Genomic DNA, 21,511 nt, shown 5'->3' with positions numbered 1-21,511 from the left:
GCTACGCATCAGGCAACAAATGAATGACTCGCTCTACAAAAGCTTCGCGACGGCGCTCAAAGGCTGCGCTATCCAACATGGACAATTTGTTGATGACGGCCATGGCCGCCAGCGCGGTCATTTGGTCCGGCGGCGGCACTGCCGCTGCCCCAGGCGGCGTCATGCTGCCACCGGACCAGCCCGTCGCAGCGGCCAACCAGGCACCAAGGGTGCGTTTTTGGTCCGCCGTCCAGAAATTCAGCGCTGCATAACGATGCGTTTCATTCGGCTCGCGCACCCACGCATTCGCCAGGACCACACCAGCCCGATCATTCCATTCGAGCGGAATGTCGCGCGTGCAATCGCATAACCAGGCCACCACGTAGATCTTTGGCAATAGTCGCGCTATCAGCTTCAAGGCATCAAAACTATGCCCGCGATCGAGCAAAGTGCGCACGGCGGGCCGTGGAGCCATGCCGGATTGGAGGCAACCCAAAGCAGGCGCGGAGAGTTCCATATCCAGCGCTCCTTGCATGACCGTTAGCATGGAACGTGCTCAACCGATCATGATGAGGCCACCGGAAACCTGCATCTCACCGCTGCCCTCGATGCTGGTCATTGCCCCTTTGATGCCAACCTGCGATTGCCCGTTGATCGTGAGATTGACACCGTTGATCTCGACCTCGCCGCTGCTTTTCAGGGTGATGCTTGCCGAGCCGCAAACCAGCTGAAGCTGCGAGCCCGCGGTCAAGGTGTAGTTCTGCTTGATGTTCTGTGTATCGTTGTTGCCTATCGAATGCGAACGGTCGTTCTTGATAGTGACTGTTTCGTTGTGGTCGATCGTTACCACCAGATCGTTTTCAACCTCTTGATGCATGTCTTTCTGTGCATGCATGAAGAAATCTTCGCTTCCTTTCTTGTCTTCAAAACGCAATTCATTGGCATCTGCTGCCGTGCCTAGCAGACTGCGGCTGATGACGCCGCTGCGTGTCTTGTTATCGGGCAGGCTGTATGGTGGCATGTTGCTTGCGTTGTAGACGCTGCCGATAATCAATGGGCGTTCCGGGTCGCCCTCCAGAAAACTCACCACAACTTCCTGGCCTACGCGTGGAATGCTGATGGCGCCCCAATTCTTGCCAGCCCAAGACGTCGCCACGCGCACCGGGCAGGAGCATTTGGCATTTTTCTTATCCGGCGTGTTCCAGTGGAAAGTGACCTCCACTCGGCCGTATTGATCGACCGCGATGTCCTCATCGGTTTTGCTGCCGGTGACCACCGCGGTCTGCAGGCCAACGATCTTCGGCTTTTCGGTCTCGATTTCCTTGCGAAAAGGAATGCGACTTTCGAGCGCGTCGAAATAGCATTGGAAGGACTGCGAGCTACCACTACCCGAAGCACGGCCACCGCCATGCATATACGTCTTTGTGCCAATGATCAGATATTCCTGATTGAGTTCCAGACGCGGGAAATGGGTCAGCGTGAAAAGGCCGCCTATCTGCGCACTGCAAGCCTCGGTCCTCGCCATGTATTTCGAGCGGGAAGCGGTAAACGCTTCGGCACGCACGTTGGCATAGTGCTGGCCCAGGGCCGTGTCACCGTGTGCGCCCGGGAAATCAAATACGCTGTAGTTGATCTCCGGCTGATGGCCCTCGGTGGTATCCGACGAGAGTAACGATGCCTTCGGCTTCAAAGGGTTGTAGTCGGTCAGCTTGAAGGTGGCCGCATCCACGCCACGCGCCGAAGCGAAGCTGCTGATCGTCGCCTGTTTACGCAGCACGCTATCGACCTGGGACGCATAAGGCACCAAGGCGAAACCGTCTGTCGCAGAATGCGCACCCAGGCTATCAGCCAGCACCATGGTGTGCGTGCTCTCGTCATGGGTGAAGTAGTAATAGATGCCGTCCTGCTCCATGAGACGATGGACAAAGCTCAGGCAATCTTCGCGGTACTGCACGCAATACTCGCGTGGGGTGTAATTGCCGGTAAGGCTCAGCTTGATGTCGCTATAGCCGGACTCGGTCAACAGCTGCTTGATAATGTCCGACGTGGTCATGTTGGTGAAAATGCGACAATCCACCATCTGCCCCAGCAGCCAGAGTTTAGGCACCAGCGTGACGGAATATTGCGCATACACCAGATTTTCGATCGACGAGACGCCGGTTTGCGCCGCCTCGCAGACAATACCGTTGAAATAGCGGATGAAGCCGTTTTCTGTGGTCAACGTCACAGTCATCGGCGAACCGAGCAGTGCGCTGAGGTCGATATTCGAGTCCTGGGATTCAAACTTGACGCGAAATTTGAAGAGTTCGCCCAGTTGTTCTTCCGCGTTCAATTCAATGAAATACAGGTCGTCGCACTTGGCCGAGGTGATCGTCATGGCTACGGTCATGCGGCTACGCTCCTTGTAAAATAGATATCATCCCTAAAGTGATCGGATGGTAGCATTTTTCAATGGGACCACTACCATACCCGGCAAGGGGAGTCGGTGCTTGAGAGGCATATGGGGTTCGGCGCCGACGTACGATGAGTGGACATGTTTTCGCCTTTTCCCAAAAGGCCCACAACAATGGCACAAGGATGGCAAAACAATATGCGCGAGTTTGATCCCAGGTATGAGGTAAGCGGTTCAACGACTGGTACTGGTGCACCGGCGGAGTCGCAAAAGGTCATAGCGTTCTTTATTGGAGGCGCAGGCGATAAGGAGTCTTATTACGGCGCAGGGCCTTATCACAATATCGAGGTACCCAAAACCATTCTCGATAATTGGGAAGGTGGCCTCAAAAGCAAAGACCTCTATATCTCGTATGACCTTGGGTATTACCAAATACACAACGACTCAGACATAAAAAAGTTTGTCATCGATGTCATTCCCACGAAGTCCAACCCCGTGTATATCGTCGGGCACAGCCTGGGCGGCTGGAACGGGGCGCATCTTTCGAGGAAGCTTGTCGATGCGGGCTACAACGTCCAGATGCTGGTGACGCTTGATCCGGTGGGCAAAGGTTTTCTGGTCGAGCTCTTTTCCGCCATTCCTTTCCATCCGGAAACCACGCCCAAAGCCAAATTCTGGATCAACGTCCATGCGACGCCGGCAACCTCCGATTCATCAGATGACGTTGCGGATTTTGGCGTGCGCTGGGTGATACCGTCCGGACCCGATATCAATGTAGATTCCAATACACATCACGCTGACGCCGGAGGGTTGTTCAACACCACCGCCGGCGATGGAAAGTCGGTGGCGGGCATGATGTACATGTCCATTCGCAGCAACACGAACGGAGCTCCGACGAATGCCGACTCCGATGAGTGATCGCATGAAAAGGTTACTGTTACTGCCGCTGATGCTGAGCTGCGCGGGCTGCGTCAAGCACCTGCAAGAGCCACCGGCAGCCGTGAGCTTCGTTCGATTTGAAAAGACGCGCTATGCATACAAGCTCACGTTCAATTCAAACACCGGCTTTCTTGCTGCATCCTATACCGACAAGTTGCCAGTCGTGGGACATTGGCTGATCTGCTCCCTCGATGGAGATACTGATTTCTCCATCGATCACGCGTTCTCCTTGCGACGGTTCATGCGAGGCATCACCGAATCGGCAGACCATGCGGAGAAAGGACAGCAGCCCTCATTCGCTTATTCATCTGAGCTGACTTTCAGCGAGACGCTGGATGAGGGTACATCCGATCATGCTTTAAGCAAGACCGACGTCAACAGTTTGCTTGCAGGTCGCTCCAGCATTCCATGCAAGGTGGTCATGACCATCACCGGATACGCACCCTATTACTCGATGACCATGCAGGTTCCGGCAAAGGCTTTGCTGGACGAGGTCAACCGGTAACGGCTTAACCACCCAACAGCACCGTAAAGCATCCAAGCACGACCACGCCCCCGTGTTCCGTAGCATCCCCTAATCGCGCAGCCTGTTGGCCGCCGATTTTCACTTTTGATGAGCCCGCCGATAGGGAATCCGGCGGCCCGATGCATATCGCCATATCTCCAACACGTGCCGCGGGCAGGCCACCGATCAATACCTTGGGCGCGCCGGGGGCGCAGATCGGACCTCCGACGTGCGGCACCGGCCCTGTGGTCATAGGGCAGGTATGCATATCGGTCAGGCGCGCGGCGGGGCGCCCCATGCCGATCGGGGCCAGCGTCATGCCGGAAGAAAGCGCGTCGGACAAACTTGGCATAGGGGACGAATCGACGCCCAATGCGTCGGCGACCTCTTTGGATAGAACTACGCCTGACCCACTTTTGGCGTTGAAAATACCGCGGGGTGCTGCGCGAACGAATGCTGTTTGAACCTTCGACAATACCGCCTTGGTACCGCCTTGCGCATTCGCTGCCCGCAAATCCGCTACCGGTTGCTTGCCCAAGCTGGCCACATGGCTGTCGTTCAAAACGGCAGGCACTTCGACCTGACCGAAAACGCGATCCGGGCTGGCGGCGGAGGCCACCAACACCACATCGCCCTTCAAGGATGATGCGAATTCATGCGATGCCTGCCCCCACAAACAGCCCCTCAAGGAGGTAGGGCTACCGGCTGGAGCGTTACCGCTACCGTAAAGAAAGTTGGATGCCTCTGCTTCCGCCTCTGGCCGCACCATACCTTGCGACTCCAGGATATTCGCCACGCGATTCTTGATAGCCCCTTGAGCGGCCATCAGGAAGCCGGCTCTGGGGGTGCTATTGATGACGCTGTATCCGGTCTTGTCCGCCAGGGCCAAGGCAATCTTTTCCGAATTCGTATCACCCACGCGACCGCTGTAGAGGATGCCGCATTTGCCTGTGCCTTTAGCCGGGAAATCGGCGGCAATCTTTTGAATATCCTGCAAAGAAGAAGCCTTGGATACCTCTGCTATGGATGCCAAATAATCCATCATCGTCGCCATGTCCTTATTGGTCTATGCGTTCCTTCAATTGGCGTGGGTGTTGATCCAGCCGTCCCGAAAAACCACTTTCCCCGAGAACTTGGATGTCTTGCCGCGAGAAAGTACGAACGGGGGATTATCGCACTGGGACACAATATGAATCAGCCGCGTCACCATGGTCTTGATCTTTTCCATATCAAACGCCGAAAAAGCGACCCGTGCAGACGCTGGCATGCCGACATCGGAGGATTGCTTGTAGCCGAAAGAGAGAATCTCCGAGCTGAAGTCGTCCCCCTCCCAATTCTTTACGACTTCGCCGTACCAGGACTTACCGTTCAATTCCGCGCAAAACGTCTCATGGCCGAGCTCGTCCCAACCTCGTATGCCACCGGAAAAGCGCGCCCTGCCGCCCTCAAAATCAACCCAGTCGTACATGTCCATTGACTACTGCCATGTTGGTCCATTCCGCGAATACTACCCCGAAAAGGTGTGAGCATTGAGGTTGGGGTGGAGCGCGAGAGGCGCTTCACAATCAATGTTGAGCGAGTGATCGGCCGCTCTTGCACGCTCTTCAAGCGTTATGCTTGTTATTAGATCGCCATGGTTTCGATCAATGTGCCGGGCAATTAACCAAGTCGTGAAAAGTTCGTGATAAATCCACGACGATCCGCGAGCCGAGGAAGGGCTGGTCCACCTGGGGGCGTAAGCATGCGAACAGATCGCTGGGTCGTCGTGTTTGCCGTCACAATTCTTTGTGTTTTCCTTCAGGCGTGCTCCACCCTCCCGCCCAGCACTGAGAAAGCGGAGACGCACCACCTGCCGGCAGCCGTCGATACTGCATCGGCCCGGTACGCGCATGCGGAGGTGGCCAAACATCCGAACCAGTCAGGTTTTCGGTTGCTGACGCTGAGCACGAACGCACTACTCAGTCGCGTGGCACTGGCCGATCATGCTGCGCACTCGATCGATTTGCAGTACTACGTCTTCGCCAGCGACATGACCGGACGCCTGATGATGCAGCATCTCCTTGCCGCTGCCGACCGTGGCGTGCGCGTGCGGATGCTCATCGACGACGACAACTTCGATGACAAGGATCATCTGTTCGAGGCGCTGAACTCCCATCCGAACATCGAAATTCGGCTGTTCAATCCATTCCGAACGCGGAACCCAACCCTGCTGTCTCGTGCTGTCCAGTTCATGATGGAGTGGCGGCGCCTCAATCGGCGCATGCATAACAAGGCGTTCATCGTCGACAACAACGTGGCCATCATCGGTGGACGCAACATTGGCGATCCTTACTTCGACGCAGGCAGCGACACGCACTTCCGTGACCTCGACGTGGTCGCCATCGGTCCCGTCGTGCAGCAAGCTTCCGATGCGTTCGATGCGTACTGGAACTGCGATGCCGCCTATCCACTCGACCAGCTTAAAAAGACGGATGAATCCGGCAAACGCCTCACTGCTGCTCGGTTGATTCTGCAGAAAGAGGTGCGCAAATTCGCGCAATCCGACTACGCGCAAGCGGTGCTGGACCAGTTGCCCGATGGGCCGACCGCCGACAAGCGAGGGGCATGGTTTTGGGGCAATGCCGAGTTCGTGGCCGATCAGCCGGAGAAAATCGAGACCGACGGCGACGTGCCGGCGTTGCGCATCGGCCCGCAGCTCAAAACCATGCTGGACGGCGCCCAGCACGAGATACTCGCAACGACGCCCTACTTCATACCTGGTGATGCCGGCAGCAAGCACCTCGTGTCGCGGGCTCAGGGGGGCGTGTCCATCAAAATACTGACGAACTCACTTGCCTCGACTGACGAGACAGCGGCACATGCAGGCTATGTGCACTATCGCAAGGCGCTGGTCGAAGGCGGCGTGCAGCTCTACGAACTCAAACCCACGTCGGGCCAGAGTCAGCCATCCACATCCATTGGCAAATCGTCGGGCATCAGCCTTCACGCCAAGACCATTGTCGTGGACGACCATGAGGTATTCATAGGTTCTCTCAACATGGATCAGCGCTCCAAGCTGCTCAACACTGAAATGGGTGTGATCGTGGATTCGCCTGGATTGGCCCACGCCATTAGCGACTTCTTCCACACCGCCACACAGCCTTCAAATGCGTACCAAGTGACGATCGACCCGGCTACCCACCAGCTGATCTGGCAGGCCGAGGACAATGGTAAGCCGGTTACTTTTCAGAGCGAGCCCGGTGCAAGCACTAAGCGACGCACGGAAGTGACGCTGCTGCGCCAGCTTCCTATCGATGGTTTGCTCTAACCATCGCGTGGATGACACCCGCATCAATCAATGCCTGGCGTCACTCTGCCCTTCCTGCACCCTCTCACATTTGTCCTGCTGAGGTCGGCTTTGGGTTGCGGATTCAGCCGGTGGATGTTTTGCGTTTTGCGCGTACAACGAATGGCCTAACGAGAACAAACCAAACAATAGCCATTGCAACGAACGAATTGAGAAGACCTGCAAACAACATGACTTGAGTTAACGGGTGGCCTCCTAGGCCAAAGATGCTAATAACCACGTTCATCGGAAATCCTAGAATCCTCAAAGCAACCGCACTTTCCTCAGATATGCATTCCGGTCGCGCTTCGCAATTGAGGATGGGAATTTCTATCGCAAACAACGCGCAAAGATGAAGAATGCCTCCAATTACGATGAATGGTAGTGCCGTTAGACGACCCATATCACCTTCGCTCCACTGCACAACGGTATCCAAATATAGCCCGCCCGGCAGCCCGGGGTCCGCTTCGGGTTGCGGACCTTCTAGCCTGTATTAGTTGGCCCGACGAATGAGAACCAGCTGCGAAGCGACGTCGGCTTGAATGAATTGTCAGCGCCCACCCGGTACGACTGAGGCGGAGCGCTCTTGAATTGCACGAAAGTAGGCAAAGTAGCGCATGGCGTACTTGTTGCCCACTGGCGCTGTAACCGACATGCGGGGCCAAAACTCCTCAAAACCGACTTTCCGAAGCAGGCGGGCATACTCTTTGAACTCGCGAGGCGTATTGCCTGCAGCCAACATGGCTGCGACCCGCCGCCTAATACGGGTTTTAAGGGCTGGCGAAAGATCGGCTCTCTTTAGAGCCCGCGCAGTATTGCTCTTAAGTACCCGGCCAAAGGGAAATGTAGTGTCCTGCTCCATGAACTCCACGCCCAGCGTTGCGCAAGCAGTGTCGCCAGCTTTGATGCCTTCAATGACCGGCTCCATGATCGGATAGATCCAGGTCACATCTTGCCGCTGGTAGATCTTGGGCAGCAGCTCGCGCGGAATCTCAACACCCAGTCGGCCACAGTACTCCATGTACCGCCCTTGGACGGCTTCTACACTCCACATACCTTTGCCGTTGTAATCGTGAATGAGCATGTGCGGGCGGCGCTAACGCTTGAGCTCAGCTGCACTTGCGGCGGCCGTGGTTGAGGAAGCAACCGCAGGCGACCGGGCAAGTGACAGCTGCAGCGATTTGTTAGAAGTCATTGCCAAGAAGTTTCCAGTTTCTGGAAAAATAACTCTCGATACCTTTGCCGGGATTGTATCGAGGATAAAGTTCCTGAAAGCTTCGCCGCGCCAACTCGTACGAATCAGCGGGAATGGCAGAAAGCCCCTTCGCTAAGAAAAGCAGAGCCAAAGATGGCGCCCTGGACTCACCCAGGTTGCAGTGGATGAGCAGTGGATGAGCAGTTGCTGTCCAGCCTGCCAGTGATTGTTAGAAAATTCCAGAAATCGAGTAAACAATGGGGGCATGAAGAGAGGCACAGATGGATCAATGATATTTAGAAAAATATCGTTTTCCCTCTCAAGCACAAGATAATTGGGATGGGTGTTAGGCAACGTTCCACTGTATCCCACTGCGATCTGGTGGCATGGACTTTTGCACGCGTGGACCACAGCGACGCTGTCGTCGCCCCTTCTACAACTGAGGTCGCTAGCAACGGTCACGCGCTCATAAATTTGCATGGCCCCCCATGACTTCTAACTATTGAATGTACGGACAAACCTGCCCGGTTATACATCCCGATCGTGCAAAGAGATCCGTGCTCAACTCATTGTTCTTGCTGAAGCTTATCCCTGCCGCGTCCGACTAGCCACCGGACTTTTAACCAGACAGAGAGCCCCGGCCCGGGACTGCCAGCTTCGGGGCGGAGGCGGACACTCAGCTATCACAAAACTCGACCGCTAAGCATCCTGCCGAATATATGCGCGAAGTCAAACTAGTGATGGCCAAATCGGTAAATTACTGCCGGACTTCGTGGAGGCATAGATTCAAAGGGGCGTTCGTAATCATCGACTGACCATCGAACGAACCGTAGCACGCAGATGCCCTCCCTAAACTGACGCGACGCCTCGTCCAGCATGTCGCGTACGGTTCGAGAATCGTCTTTAAAAAATGGCTCTGCATGTAACGATTCAAGATCCGTTGCTACGTTAGCAGCGATATGCATCGTCACATCATTAATGAATGTTCGAAATTTCTCAGATTTCGCCACGAAATCCGAATCGCACCCAAATTCAGCAAGAACTCCAATTCGGCCAAGATGGACGCAAGAGTGCAAAACTCGATAGGAGGGCATTCTTATCATTGGCTACACCTAAACAGCAATAGATGACACCTACTTTAGGTCCGTTTTGGGTCGGAAGCGAACCATCCAAGATTCAGTAAAACAATACAAACAAGAAGCAAGCTCCTCCAATCCCGGATATTGCCATTGAAAATATGGCTCGCCATCTTGCCATCCGAAAAGTTCCGATTGCGAGAAAAGCTGAACACAAAGTCAGGCAAAAACCTAAGATGGATAAGCTCCAGAAAGAACGCAGCTTGAGTGCTTGTCCCGGGGCCTCGAAGCCGTGCCTGGGGTCACCAAGCAAGGACGTCAGACCAAAGAACAGAACGGCCCAAGATAAGAAGGCGATCGCGATAGCTGCATTTGCACCTAAAGCTTGCCTCATGCCGACATTCTCCACTTAGTTGAAGCTGGATGGGTTCGCAGTGGGAAGCGAATACTCGCCCTACTCCCTACAACAATCGCCTGATTGGCTCATTTTTCCGACGAAGGTCAACCTGAGTGCCATCACTGGCGAAGCTTTCGCAATCAAGACTTCCATTCCTCGGTGTAGGCAAAGCGAGTGGGTTGCAGCGACATATATTGCACGACGCGTGGTCGCTGTGCGCGGTTCGGACTGCTGCCATGCGGCAGCAGGTGATGCCAGATGATCATGTCGCCGCGCTTTGCGGCAACCGGCTTCATCGTCAAGGTGCGCCGCGCATGATCATGCGCACTCACGCCCTCGGGAATGCTTTTCAGCCAATGCTTCAGCGTGCGATGAAAGCCCGGTACGCAACTAAATGCCCCCTGGTTCTCATCGACGTCGGCGAGATACAGGATGCCCTGCAATGCAAAGCAGTGCGGTTCGGCGAGCGTGGCGTCCCAGTGCAAATGCGGTCCGGGAAACGGCCAGTTTTCGCGCTCCGGTGGATTAAATCCGACTTGGTCGATGGTTACCCAAAGATCTTCGCGCCCCCACAGTTGTGCATGAGCCTTGTGAATACGTGGCGCGCGACGATTGGCCGCCAGCGCCGGATGCCGCAGTAACGGCACCCAGATGGAATGGCCCAGCGATTCGCGATACCAGGACTCCGGATCGTCACGGCCCATGCCTAAAAAATCGTAGATGGCCATCTCTGCGATCTCCGCCGCTTCCGGGGTGATTGCGTTGCGCAGGATGACGTAGCCATGCTCATGCCAATGTGCAAGATCGTCCGCGGTCAGACCTTCGACACGCTCGAGGTTGCCGACTTCGGCGTCGACGGTCTCGCCTGCTAGTGCACGCCGCAAGCGATTCAGCGAGACTTCTTTCAGCTCACCGCCATTGCGCTCACATACCCAGGCTTCAAATTGCGCATAACTCGGCTGTTCCTGATGCAAATAGCGCAGGGTTTCCAGCACGTTAAGACGCAAGCCAGCGAGCAACGTCTTCACGACATCCTGCGATAGCGGCGCAGCAGATCCTGGCGCGCACTCGCGAGCCCAGTAAGTATGCAACTCATCGATACCAAGACTTGTCGCTGTCTCGACCATCGCGCTCCTCACTACGTCAAAATTTTCCTCACCCCGGACGTCTCGGCGACGCTGCGCGAAATCATGGGTCGTTTCGTGTCAGCAGGAAAGGTGCCTAAGTAGCCATGAAACAGGCAAGCCTGGCATCGGATAACGCGGGAAACCTCAAGATCTACCTTCTTTTTCGATCATAGCCTCCCCTTTTCAGCTGCGTCGACGGATAGATATTTAAAGCGATCTAAATTTGTCTGACTTTTTTTGGTACAAACCCATCGCTTGGCGATACTTGACCCTGAGATCAAACGCGAGAAAGATAGCGGCGCACATGCCCAGGAAGTGGTGTGAGAGTTATGCGTGACGGGCGTGACTGCTTGATCATTCCGCAACTCAAGGGGAAGCCACCTATGAAGCGCCATTCGTTGTGCTGTGCGTTGGCTGTTGCCGTGATCGCTGGGGCCTTGTCGATGCCGCTTTCCGCAGGCATCTACAACAACGGCACCAGTACCGCCACTTTTAATGTCACCCTGACGCTGCAGGCCAATTGCAGCATTACTGCAAATCCGCTGAATTTCGGCACCACGGGAGTGCTATCGGCCGCCATCAACCAGCAGACGACGCTGTCGGTAACCTGCAGCAACACCACACCTTACAACGTCGGCCTGGATGCCGGCACAGTGACTGGATCCACCGTTACCAACCGGCTTATGGCAGGCACGACGACGGGCAACACAAGCACTACCGTCGCCTTCGAGCTGTACCAGGACACCGGTCATACGACCTTATGGGGTAATACTCAAGGCACCAATACGGAAGGTGGCACCGGGACTGGTTCCGCGCAAGCCATCACGGTGTACGGCCAGGTACCTACGCAAGCGACACCCGTCCCAGACACGTATCAGACGACCGTTACTGCAACGGTGTATTTCTGAGCCGGGGCGCCGCTGTGCGACGCCTGCTGCTTGCGGCAGGGATGCTGATGCCTTGCGGCATCGGGCAAGCGTCGTCGTTGCAGATTTCTCCGGTCATGATCGAGCTTCGGCACGGCGAAGGTGCAGTCACCATTACCTTGCAAAACCTCGGCGATCGATCGCTGTACGGGCAAGTGCGGGTTTTTCACTGGGACCAGGCCAGTGACCAGGACAACCTCTTAACCACCCAGGATTTGGTGGCCAGTCCGCCCTTGATCGAAATTCCTGCGCACGGCGAGCAGTTCGTTCGACTGGTACGAAGCGATACGGGAAATTCCAGCGAAGAGCAAAGCTATCGCCTTCTGATCGATGAACTATCTGCTGCCGATAACGCTGGTGAAAATGGCGTGATGATACGGTTGCGCTATTCCGTGCCAGTGTTCGTCGAACCCGACGGCATGACGGGAGCACCAGCGCTGACCTGGCATGCGCGACATGATGCCGGAGGCTGGTGGTTGCGCGTCACCAATACCGGGCGGCGTCGAGCACGGATAAGCATGGTGCAGTTCGTGACCGCTGATGGGAAAACCTACATGGTGGACAAGGGGCTGCTTGGCTACGCGCTGGCCGGCCGCTCCATGCAGTGGCGGGTGAATCTGGACAGCCATAGTGAGCTTAAGGCGCCCTTGAATATCCGCGCCGACGTCAATGCGCTGCCGATTGAAGATCATGTCGCCATCGACACGTCACCCTGACGCGTGGTCAATCACCGAGCCCGCTGCGAAGCACATCGATGCGTGCTCTGCCGCAGCAGAGGCTGCTCGGGTCATGCTGTTCGAACCTTTCCTCGCGAGGCGCTGCTAGGCGTGGCGCTGGCCGGCGCACTCGTGACATTCGCTGGACGCGCAGCCGTTCCTGCAGCATTCGTGGCGGATATGCAGCAGGCTGAAGACGTTTACCTGGAAGTAACGGTGAACGGAGAGGCGCTGCCATTCATCGTGCACTTTCGGGCGACCGGGAGAAAGTTGTCTGCCGCAGGAACCGATCTTGCGCGCATCGGCATAGCGATCGACACGTTGGGGATCACCGAATCAGCCCAGGTGCAGCTCGATGCGATTCCAGGCGTTCGCTATCGCTACGATAAAGCGCACCAACGTGTCACCATCATGCTGCCGGACAATGTGCGCAAACCTTTTGTGGTCGATTCGCGGCAGTTGCCGCAAGCGATGCCAGCGACATCTGGACGCGGCCTTGTACTCAACTACGACGCCTTTGCGCAAAACGAAACGGGCAATCGTTTTGCACTCTGGACGGAACAGCGCTATTTCGATCCTGATGGGGTATTCAGCAACACCGGCATTGCGTATCTCGACGCTGCTTCGCGACGCTATTTACGGTACGACACATCGTGGAGCCAATCTGATCCAGATACGCTGCGCACCATCCAATGGGGCGATGCGATTACGTCATCATTGTCATGGTCGCGCTCAATCCGCTTCGCCGGCTTCCAGTGGCGCAGCAACTTCGCGTTGCGTCCCGATCTGGTCACCTTCCCTCTTCCCGTCTTGACGGGGTCGGCATTGGTGCCGTCATCGCTCGACCTGTACGTGAACAACATGCAGCACTTCAATGTGCAGGTGCCGAGCGGTCCGTTCGTGGTCAATGAAGTACCCGGCATCACGGGCGGCGGCCAAGCCACCCTGATAACACGCAACGCCCTGGGGCAAACCGTAACGTTGTCGATGCCCATCTATATCGACACGCAGATGCTGGCGACAGGCCTGTCGAGCTATTCGATGGAAGCAGGTTTTTTGCGGCGTGATTACGGTATCGCTTCTTTCGACTACGCCCCGCACTTGGCCGGTAGCGGGTCCTGGCGCTATGGCATCAGCGATGCACTCACCGTCGAAGCGCATGGCGAGGCGACCGATCATCTTTTCAATGCTGGCGCTGGCACGCTCGTCAGGCTTGGCATGGACGGCGTCGTCAATAGCGCGATCGGGTTCAGCAGTGGCCGGTTGGCGGGCACCCAGGTCAGTGTGGGGTATCAATGGATCGAACCACACTATGCCATCGATGCACAAAGCATTCGCACGTTCGGCCACTATGGCGACCTTGCGGCGCTCGATGGCGCACCCGTCCCCACGCACACCGATCGCCTGACGATATCCCTACCCTTTTTCCGTAACCAGAATTTCGCCCTGAGCTACATCGGAACGAAACTTCCGCATGTGGAAGCATCGCGCATTGCATCACTCTCCTACGGCTTGAGTTTGCGTCACAACCTGTCCTTGAATCTGAGCGCTTACCGGGATATTTACCAGCACAGTTCACGCGGCGTGTTTCTCAACATCAGCCTTGGGCTGGAAAACAACGTGTCATTGAATGCGGTGGCGGGAAGCCAGGGCGGACACGCGTACAACAACCTGCAGGCGTTTCGGCCAGTCGATTACGGCGGCGGCTGGGGCTGGGGCTTGCAAAGTGGTGAATTCAATCAATTGGGATTTCACCAGGCGCAATTGCAATACCTGGGTAATGCCGGCCAGCTTACCGGCATTGTGCAGAACTACGCCGGACACACTACGGCATCGTTCGACGCCCTTGGCTCCATCGTGCTGATGGATGGCGACATTCAGTTTTCCCGCCGTATTTACGATGGCTTCGCAATGGTATCGACAGACGGCGTGGCGGGCGTGCCAGTACTGCACGAGAATCGCTTGCTCGGCCATACCGACGATCACGGCTACCTGCTCGTTCCGGACCTGAATTCATATCAAGACAACCATGTATCGATCGATACCTCCAGGCTGCCGGTCGACATGCGCATCGATGCCACGGCGATGGTACTTGTGCCTCAGGCCCAATCGGGTGTGCTCGGGCGATTCCTGATCACACGATACGCCGCCGCGTCGATTCTTTTGCGTGACGCATCGGGCAAACCGATACCTGAGGGAACGCGGGTGCATCATGTCGAAAGCGGCACTGACACCATCGTTGGCTATGACGGCCTCACGTTCGTCAATGGTCTGCAAGCCACCAATCATCTTCAGCTCGAAGGCATTGCATGGCGTTGCACTGTCACCTTTCCTTACAAGCCCCCCACGCATCACGCCTTACCTTTGATTGGACCGCTGACCTGTCGCCGCGGGGCTGTGCAGCCATGAGCAAATGCAATGGATGGCGCCTGTTGCTGGCCTCTCTGCTCCTGCTCATCGGGCAAATGGCTCATGCGCAAACCTGCTCCGCCACCATTACGACCATCAATTTCGGCAACGTGAATCCCATCAGCGGCGCCGCTGTATCGGCTAGCGGTTCCATCACCGTAACGTGCAACTGGACGATCATTTCCTTGGCGCCCAACGCACAGGTCTGCCTCAACCTCAACGCAGCCGCGCCGCTCAGCATGACCAACGGCAGCAATGCCTTGCAGTATGGGCTGTACCAGGACGCCGCCGATTCCATCGCCTGGGGCTCGACCACCGCAGGTACGACCCCCATATCCGTCACGCTAGCCAAACCGTTGATTGGCACCTCCGCAAACCAGACGGTTTCGTTCTATGGCCTTATCGCGGCCAATCAGCCGCTGGTGCCAACCGTTGGAGACAGTAGCACCGTGTACAGCGAGGCCTTCAGCGGCGCCCAGACCGTACTCAACTATGAGTACTATTTGCTGGGACCACCGGGTTGCTCGACCATCACTACACCGGCTACAGCGTTTCCATTTACGGCCACCGCCACCGTGGTCAATGATTGCCTGATCAGCGCCAGCAACCTCAACTTCGGTACGACCGGACTGCTGAGCAGCGGCATCAATGCCACGACGTCGATCTCGGTAACCTGCACCAACAACGATGCCTTTCGCATCGCACTCAACGGCGGCAGCAGCAGCAATGTGAGCGCGCGCACTATGCCTCGGCAAGGCGGGGGTGGCACGGTGTCCTATCAACTTTACCTGGACGCAGCCCACAGCACTCCATGGGGCGACGGCACCGCGGGAACCAGCATGTACACCGCCACCGGCACAGGCAGCTCTCAGACTGCGACCGTCTACGGCCGCGTACCTGCACAAACGACACCCGCACCAGGCAATTACAGCGACACCATCACGGCAACTGTCGCGTTCTGACGACACTCAAAATTCGACGACCCATAGCCCTTCCACGGACGTTCCGCGATAAGCCGCATCGGGTGATGTCGAATCGGCATTCTGTTGCCTGGGTGCATGTCGAAACAATCGGTAAGACGTTTCGTGCTGGCATTGCACAACAGGTGACTCCTTCTCTCCTGAGCCGGTTCGCGAGGTGATCTGGCAAAGCTCCTCGATTTTGAGGCTGACCTGCATCAACGTCGATCGATTGGAAGAGGCAGAGACATTGGCAACGACTGAAAGAAGAAGTGCGGCAATTTCGATACGCAACAAACGTGACGACATAATCTGCTTTGCATGACAGTAAACAACCGCTCGTATCGCAAATACGGCGCACTCTATGGGCTATCGGCCAACGGCACCAAAAGTTGAGGACGCTCCGTCACCCATAAGCCCATTTCTCCGAACAGACATTCCACCGGAGAGCCACGCGTCATCTCATCGCCCATGCGTTCTCAATACGCGTGTTGAGACTGAATTCTAGCTTTCGCCGGAATGACGGTGCGCGCTGAAACAGGACCGGCGCAAACCTCCCGCCCCCCTCTTTTAGCGTGATCGACCGCACCGTTCGCCCAGTGGACTGTCACCTCTTCGCAATGCCATGGCATCATTAACCCTGGCCTCTAGCTCTAAATGACTCAAAGGAACGAGGACGCTTCACTTACACGGCGCAGGTGGGCAGTGTCGCAACTTCCCAAGATCAGGCTATTGCTCTTGTACGGCAGGCAAAAGGCGAGGGTTTTGACGCGATCAAGATCTACGGTTCGTTCAATCCTGCATGGGTGAGCGCTACGACTGCAGAGGCGCACCGCTTGGGCCTGCATGTGCATGGGCACCTTCCCTTTGGGATGCGTCCCGCGCAAGCCATTGCAGACGGTTACGATGAGATTACCCACATCTTCTATGTGATCATGCAAGCCATGCCGGACTCGGTAGTATCGGCAACGGGCCTTACCCGTGTGCAAGGGACAGCACGTTATTCCAAGGATGTTGATCTTCATGCGGAGCCGATGACATCGCTGATTGCGACGATGGCGCAACGTAAGATCACCGTCGATCCGACACTTTCCATCGTCGAAGCTTTCTACGTCCAAAACAATGGCGACCTTTCGCCCGCGTATGCGCCGTTTGCCGGCACCTTGCCCGCGAGCTTCGAGCGTAGTTTGCGCCAGGGCGGCCTAGCCGTTCCTGCCGGTCTCACACGTGCGGACTATCGCGCGAGCTTCGCCAAGTTGCAGAGTCTGGTAGGCGTCCTGCACAAGGCAGGTGTGCCCATCGTCGCAGGAACGGATGGATATGGTATGGAATTGGTGCGCGAGCTTGAGCTCTACGTAGGCGCTGGATTCACCACCCCCGAAGCACTTGCAAGCGCCACCATTGTGCCGGCGCACCTGGTTGGTGCCGACAAACGCACGGGCTCCATCGAAGTCGGCAAGACTGCCGACCTGCTGCTGGTCGACGGCAACCCGCAACTCAACATCGGCGAACTGCGCCATACCAAACTGGTGATGATGGACGGTGTGTTGATGGATGCAAACGCCTTACGTGCGGTCGGCGGTTTTTCCGGCGTACCGGCGGATTAGTGTTGACTGGTTCAACAGTAATGATCGGTCGCCACGGCTATCTGCAGCCATAACCTTGCTGCATCCCCCGTCTCAGCGCTATGTCATGTCACTTTTACCGAACAGCATTTGGCTATCAGTGACTATGCATGCTGGCAGGCGTTCCGTCGGACCAATTTGGGACCGCGACTAAGAACACAAGAATAGGTGGCAACCCTTTCGTTTGAGGCTGTTCCTCCTGAGAGAAGGACCAATAGGGGCTAGACATAACGGGGGAGCCCTCCGCTCCAGAGCCCCAGTCGCTACCGTCTTTGACGTGGGTGTAAAACATGACATGAGGCATGTCGTGGCTCCCTTGGTCTGTCAGATACGACGACTTCGACATCATGTAATCCATGGCGCCGCTTTCGAGGTCCGGCAGCTGCTTCTTCTCAAACGCCGCTTTGAGTGCCGACACCGTCTCCGCCTTGGAACGGCCAGCCATTACCATCTTGGCGCGCAAATAAATGATGGGCACCATCGAACGTGCAGCTTGGGGGTTCAAACAATCGGCGGCCAACACTTTCGGGTTCCAGAATTCGGGCCAGTCAAACGGCCCCATCCAGCTTCTAGCTACCCAGCAGACAAACCCGTTCTTGCCTTCGATCGCTTTCTCGTAGCCCTTGCGTCCCAGAACCAGGATCGTCGCATCACGGGAAATGGATTCCGGCGCTGCGCTGCGCGCCAAGGCTATCTCCGCGGCGTTATCCGCCATGAGGTATTGATCGACCGGGGCCATCTTCGGATAGCTTGGCGTGGCATCTTGCGCCATCACCTGGTGCACCATGCCAAGCCCAACAAGTAGTGCGAAGCTCGTGATTACCGTTGCACCAATCTTGTTTTTGCGCATAGCCCCTCTCCTCACAATCGGTCATTTCACACAGAAACGTGTCGTGCACCCACCCTCTACGCAGCACTCGTTCGCTGCTGCCGTACCGCTCAGCTCTCCGCGGGCGCAGGCATAAAGAAAATCTCTCGCACCTCGACCACACCCGGGAGCGCCTTGGCACCTTTGCGCATCCATGCCAGCACCTCTTCCAGATTCTCGGTTTCCAGTATCGAAAGACCGCCCACATACTCTTTCGCCTCGATATAAGGCCCGTCGGTGACGACCACCTCACCATCGGCTTGCGATCGAATGGTCACTGCCTTCGGACTCAGACCACACGCGAACTTCCTCACACCCGCGGCAATCATTTCCCTGTTGAGCGCGTGGATGGCTTCGACGGTTTCTTCGGTTACGAGCGACGGGTCAAAGTCGTCGGGAATGTAGGTAGAGATGAGATATTGAGGCATTTTCGTCTCCTGATAGGGTCATTAGCCGGGCTAGTTACCCGATCTTTGCTATAGCGACGAACGACAAGATCGAAATTCGACAAGCCCCCTGAAAATTTTGGTTCTTTTCGCATTGGGTATGGATTGACTCAAGGGACGATGGCTAGCGTGACCAGAACTAAGGCACCTGCTACAGCGAAGGAACACTTGAGATAGCGGGTGACCATGCTGGGTCGAAAGCGCCGACTCTCGGCCTACCCTCGACACCCCCTCTAATCGCGATAAGAGTGCCCCCACCCTACTCCCTCCACAGGCGATCAGTCGATGTAGAAGAATCTGACAATATATATTTGTCGTATGATAAAACCTTTACCCGCACCGCCCATGCTCATCAACGATGATTAAAGGGGTTTCTCGCTCGATGAAATTTCCAAAAGCATACGCCCGCCGTTACCTGGCGATCCTTGGTGTGATGGTGTTGGCTGCATGTGGCGCGATGGAAGATGCGCGCGCTGCGGCCAGTGACAGCGCCGCACATATCGATGTATCGGGCCATGTCTTCCGGCTGGATGCGGCCAAAGTGACCTACGCGTTCGGGGTCAACGAAAAGGGGCAGCTGCAGTCGATCTATTGGGGGCCGCGACTGGCATCGGGCGATCCTTTGCCGACTCCCGTTGCGCCTCCCGGTCGCGACGCGATTGATGGCGTGGTCAACGTGATCCCGCAGGAATATACCGGTTGGGGCGAAGGGCTCTACTACGAGCCGGATCTCAAGGTGACGTTTCCAGACGGCAATCGTGATCTGGTCCTGCACTACGTTTCGAACAGCGTGCACGACAACGTGCTGTCCGTCGTCATGAAGGACATCGAGCGCCCGATCGTCGTTACCTTGCAGTACGAGATTGACCCAGGCACGGGTATCGTGCGGCGCAGCGCGTTCATCGAGAACCACACGGAAACGCCGGTTATCGTGGAACAAGCGAGTGCGGGTACATGGATCTTGCCGCGCAGCCACGACTACACACTGCGGTACCTGGCGGGCCGCTGGGCGGCCGAGAACGACATCTACGAACGTCCGGTGCAACCAGGCAAGACCGTGCTTGAAAGCCGCCGCGGCAGTACCGGTATGCAGAACGAGCCGTGGTTTGCGATTCGCCGTAACGACGCAAACGAAACACATGGGCAAGTCTGGTTTGGCGCCCTGGCTTGGAGCGGTTCCTGGCAGATTGCGATCGAGCAAGACCAGGCCGAGCAGATACGCATCACGGGCGGCTTCAATCCGTTTGATTTCGGCTACAAGCTGGCGCCCGGTGCAAGCCTGCAAACGCCCAGCTTCTATGCGGGCGTCACCAACGGCGGCATGGGCGAGGCTTCACGTTTGATGCATCGATTGGAGCTCACTCGCATCCTGCCGCAGGCGCCGCATCCGCGAGCGCGCCCCGTGCTTTACAACTCTTGGGAGGCAACGGAGTTTGATGTCAACGAAGCCGGGCAGATCGCGCTCGCGGAGAAGGCGGCAAGCATCGGCGTCGAACGTTTTGTGATGGATGACGGCTGGTTCGGTGCGCGCAACAACGACAAGGCCGGGCTGGGCGACTGGACGGTCAATCCGCAGAAATTCCCGCACGGGTTGAAGCCCTTGATCGATCGCGTCCACGCACTGGGCATGGACTTCGGCATCTGGGTCGAACCGGAGATGGTCAACCCGGACAGCGACCTGTACCGCGCGCATCCGGACTGGGTGCTCAACATGACCGGCCGCCCGCGCAACCTGGGCCGTCACCAGATGGTGCTCAACCTCGCCCGGCCGGACGTGCGCGCTTATGTGCTCGGTGCGCTAGACAAACTGCTGAGCGAAAACCAGATCGCCTTCCTCAAGTGGGACTACAACCGCAGCTGGTCTGAACCAGGTTGGCCACAAGTGCCGGCGGACCAGCAGAAAAACGTCTACGTCGACTTCGTGCGCAATGTCTACGGCATTCTCGAAGAACTACGCCGCAAGCACCCGAACGTGGAGATTGAATCGTGCTCCAGCGGCGGCGGTCGCGTGGATCTTGGCATCATGCGTTTCACCGACGAAGTCTGGCCTTCCGACAACACGGATGGGTTCGACCGTCTGCGTATCCAGGACGGCTTTACCCAAGCACATACGCCAGGTGTGATGATGGCCTGGGTCACCGACTCTCCCTCATCGATGAATAAGCGCAGCATGTCGCTGGAATATCGTTTCCTGTCATCCATGCAGGGCTCGCTCGGTATCGGTGCGAACCTGACGAAGTGGAGCGCGCAGGACATGGCCACCGCACAACGTCTGATCGCCGACTACAAAGTGATCCGCGAGACCGTGCAGCATGGCGATCTGTATCGCCTGATGTCACCCGATAACGGCAGCGAGCACTCGGCCACCGAGAACGTATCGCCCGACAAGGCTCATGCAGTGCTGTTCGCATTCCTGCATTCCAGTACCGAAGGTTATCCGTATCCAACGGTGCGGTTGCAAGGACTCGATCCGGATGCACGTTACCGCGTGCGCGTGCTGCAGGGAACGATGGCCGAGCGCACGCCAACCGTGGCGAGTGGCGCCTATTGGATGAACGTAGGCATCGATGTCGTGATGCGTGGTGATTTCCAGGGCTCAGCAATCGCTTTCGACCGCGAGTAGACGA

At 56.7% G+C, this 21,511-nt stretch carries 18 protein-coding genes; 9 read left to right on the top strand and 9 right to left on the bottom strand.

The annotated features are described in order from the left end of the window. Nucleotide 1 precedes the first annotated feature (1 nt). Nucleotides 2-496, bottom strand: coding sequence for a DUF6931 family protein (locus tag QQJ86_RS02510; protein ID WP_284319326.1), 495 nt, complete (start codon nt 494-496; stop codon nt 2-4). Between the two features lie 39 nt (nt 497-535). Further along, complete coding sequence (locus QQJ86_RS02505; protein ID WP_284319325.1) at nt 536-2,368, bottom strand: type VI secretion system Vgr family protein; 1,833 nt, start codon at nt 2,366-2,368, stop codon at nt 536-538. 144 nt (nt 2,369-2,512) lie between these two features. On the opposite strand from QQJ86_RS02505, the gene QQJ86_RS02500 reads away from it, so the two are divergent. Both QQJ86_RS02500 and QQJ86_RS02495 read left to right on the top strand, forming a co-directional pair. Further along, on the top strand, nt 2,513-3,289 hold the full coding sequence (locus tag QQJ86_RS02500) for a hypothetical protein (RefSeq protein WP_284319324.1): 777 nt from the start codon (nt 2,513-2,515) through the stop codon (nt 3,287-3,289). Continuing rightward, nucleotides 3,270-3,815 (top strand): hypothetical protein, encoded by a 546-nt coding sequence (locus tag QQJ86_RS02495; RefSeq protein WP_284319323.1) that lies wholly within the window; start codon nt 3,270-3,272, stop codon nt 3,813-3,815. Before QQJ86_RS02500 ends, QQJ86_RS02495 begins: the two co-directional genes overlap by 20 nt. Nucleotides 3,816-3,819: 4 nt before the next feature. Here QQJ86_RS02495 and QQJ86_RS02490 read toward each other — a convergent pair whose 3' ends face one another. Both QQJ86_RS02490 and QQJ86_RS02485 read right to left on the bottom strand, forming a co-directional pair. After that, complete coding sequence (locus QQJ86_RS02490; RefSeq protein ID WP_284319491.1) at nt 3,820-4,134, bottom strand: PAAR domain-containing protein; 315 nt, start codon at nt 4,132-4,134, stop codon at nt 3,820-3,822. Between the two features lie 759 nt (nt 4,135-4,893). Further along, nucleotides 4,894-5,289, bottom strand: a complete 396-nt coding sequence (locus QQJ86_RS02485) for a hypothetical protein (protein ID WP_284319322.1) — start codon at nt 5,287-5,289, stop codon at nt 4,894-4,896. Nucleotides 5,290-5,712: 423 nt separating this feature from the next. Here QQJ86_RS02485 and QQJ86_RS02480 point away from each other — a divergent pair, with 423 nt between their 5' ends. Beyond that, on the top strand, nt 5,713-7,122 hold the full coding sequence (locus QQJ86_RS02480) for a phospholipase D family protein (protein WP_284319321.1): 1,410 nt from the start codon (nt 5,713-5,715) through the stop codon (nt 7,120-7,122). Nucleotides 7,123-7,690: 568 nt separating this feature from the next. Here the strand turns inward: QQJ86_RS02480 and QQJ86_RS02475 are convergent. The 3 genes from QQJ86_RS02475 to QQJ86_RS02470 all read right to left on the bottom strand — a co-directional run bounded on the left by QQJ86_RS02475 (nt 7,691) and on the right by QQJ86_RS02470 (nt 10,935). Then, a complete protein-coding gene (locus QQJ86_RS02475) occupies nt 7,691-8,224 on the bottom strand; it encodes a hypothetical protein (RefSeq protein ID WP_284319320.1) in 534 nt (177 codons plus the stop codon). An 845-nt stretch (nt 8,225-9,069) separates the two neighbouring features. Further along, entirely contained in the window at nt 9,070-9,429 is a 360-nt protein-coding gene (locus QQJ86_RS22780; RefSeq protein WP_423372954.1) for a hypothetical protein, read from the bottom strand. A gap of 519 nt (nt 9,430-9,948) precedes the next feature. Continuing rightward, nucleotides 9,949-10,935 (bottom strand): phytanoyl-CoA dioxygenase family protein, encoded by a 987-nt coding sequence (locus QQJ86_RS02470; protein WP_284319319.1) that lies wholly within the window; start codon nt 10,933-10,935, stop codon nt 9,949-9,951. A 383-nt stretch (nt 10,936-11,318) separates the two neighbouring features. Between QQJ86_RS02470 and QQJ86_RS02465 the strand changes: the two genes are divergently transcribed. The 5 genes from QQJ86_RS02465 (at nt 11,319) to QQJ86_RS02445 (ending at nt 17,552) form a co-directional block, all read left to right on the top strand. Then, a complete protein-coding gene (locus QQJ86_RS02465; protein WP_284319318.1) occupies nt 11,319-11,843 on the top strand; it encodes a Csu type fimbrial protein in 525 nt (174 codons plus the stop codon). A gap of 14 nt (nt 11,844-11,857) precedes the next feature. Further along, nucleotides 11,858-12,577, top strand: a complete 720-nt coding sequence (locus QQJ86_RS02460) for a fimbrial biogenesis chaperone (RefSeq protein ID WP_284319317.1) — start codon at nt 11,858-11,860, stop codon at nt 12,575-12,577. Nucleotides 12,578-12,688: 111 nt separating this feature from the next. Next, complete coding sequence (locus QQJ86_RS02455) at nt 12,689-14,986, top strand: fimbria/pilus outer membrane usher protein (RefSeq protein WP_284319316.1); 2,298 nt, start codon at nt 12,689-12,691, stop codon at nt 14,984-14,986. Beyond that, the gene (locus QQJ86_RS02450) at nt 14,983-15,948 is read left to right on the top strand and encodes a Csu type fimbrial protein (RefSeq protein ID WP_284319315.1); all 966 of its coding nucleotides are present in this window, start codon (nt 14,983-14,985) and stop codon (nt 15,946-15,948) included. Before QQJ86_RS02455 ends, QQJ86_RS02450 begins: the two co-directional genes overlap by 4 nt. 695 nt (nt 15,949-16,643) lie before the next feature. Next, on the top strand, nt 16,644-17,552 hold the full coding sequence (locus QQJ86_RS02445; RefSeq protein WP_284319314.1) for an amidohydrolase family protein: 909 nt from the start codon (nt 16,644-16,646) through the stop codon (nt 17,550-17,552). Nucleotides 17,553-17,667: 115 nt separating this feature from the next. Here the strand turns inward: QQJ86_RS02445 and QQJ86_RS02440 are convergent, their stop codons facing one another. Both QQJ86_RS02440 and QQJ86_RS02435 read right to left on the bottom strand, forming a co-directional pair. Further along, on the bottom strand, nt 17,668-18,420 hold the full coding sequence (locus QQJ86_RS02440; protein ID WP_284319313.1) for a hypothetical protein: 753 nt from the start codon (nt 18,418-18,420) through the stop codon (nt 17,668-17,670). 89 nt (nt 18,421-18,509) lie between these two features. Then, nucleotides 18,510-18,866, bottom strand: a complete 357-nt coding sequence (locus QQJ86_RS02435) for a YciI family protein (protein WP_284319312.1) — start codon at nt 18,864-18,866, stop codon at nt 18,510-18,512. Nucleotides 18,867-19,266: 400 nt separating this feature from the next. On the opposite strand from QQJ86_RS02435, the gene QQJ86_RS02430 reads away from it, so the two are divergent. After that, nucleotides 19,267-21,507 carry an alpha-galactosidase gene (locus QQJ86_RS02430; protein WP_284319311.1) on the top strand — a complete coding sequence of 747 codons (2,241 nt, stop codon included), beginning with the start codon at nt 19,267-19,269 and terminating at the stop codon, nt 21,505-21,507. Nucleotides 21,508-21,511 lie beyond the last annotated feature (4 nt).

The sequence above is a fragment of the Dyella acidisoli genome, assembly GCF_030160295.1.
Lineage (GTDB): Bacteria > Pseudomonadota > Gammaproteobacteria > Xanthomonadales > Rhodanobacteraceae > Dyella_B > Dyella_B acidisoli.
Note: the sequence above shows the minus strand (reverse complement) of the source record. Positions and strands in the feature narration are given on the sequence as shown.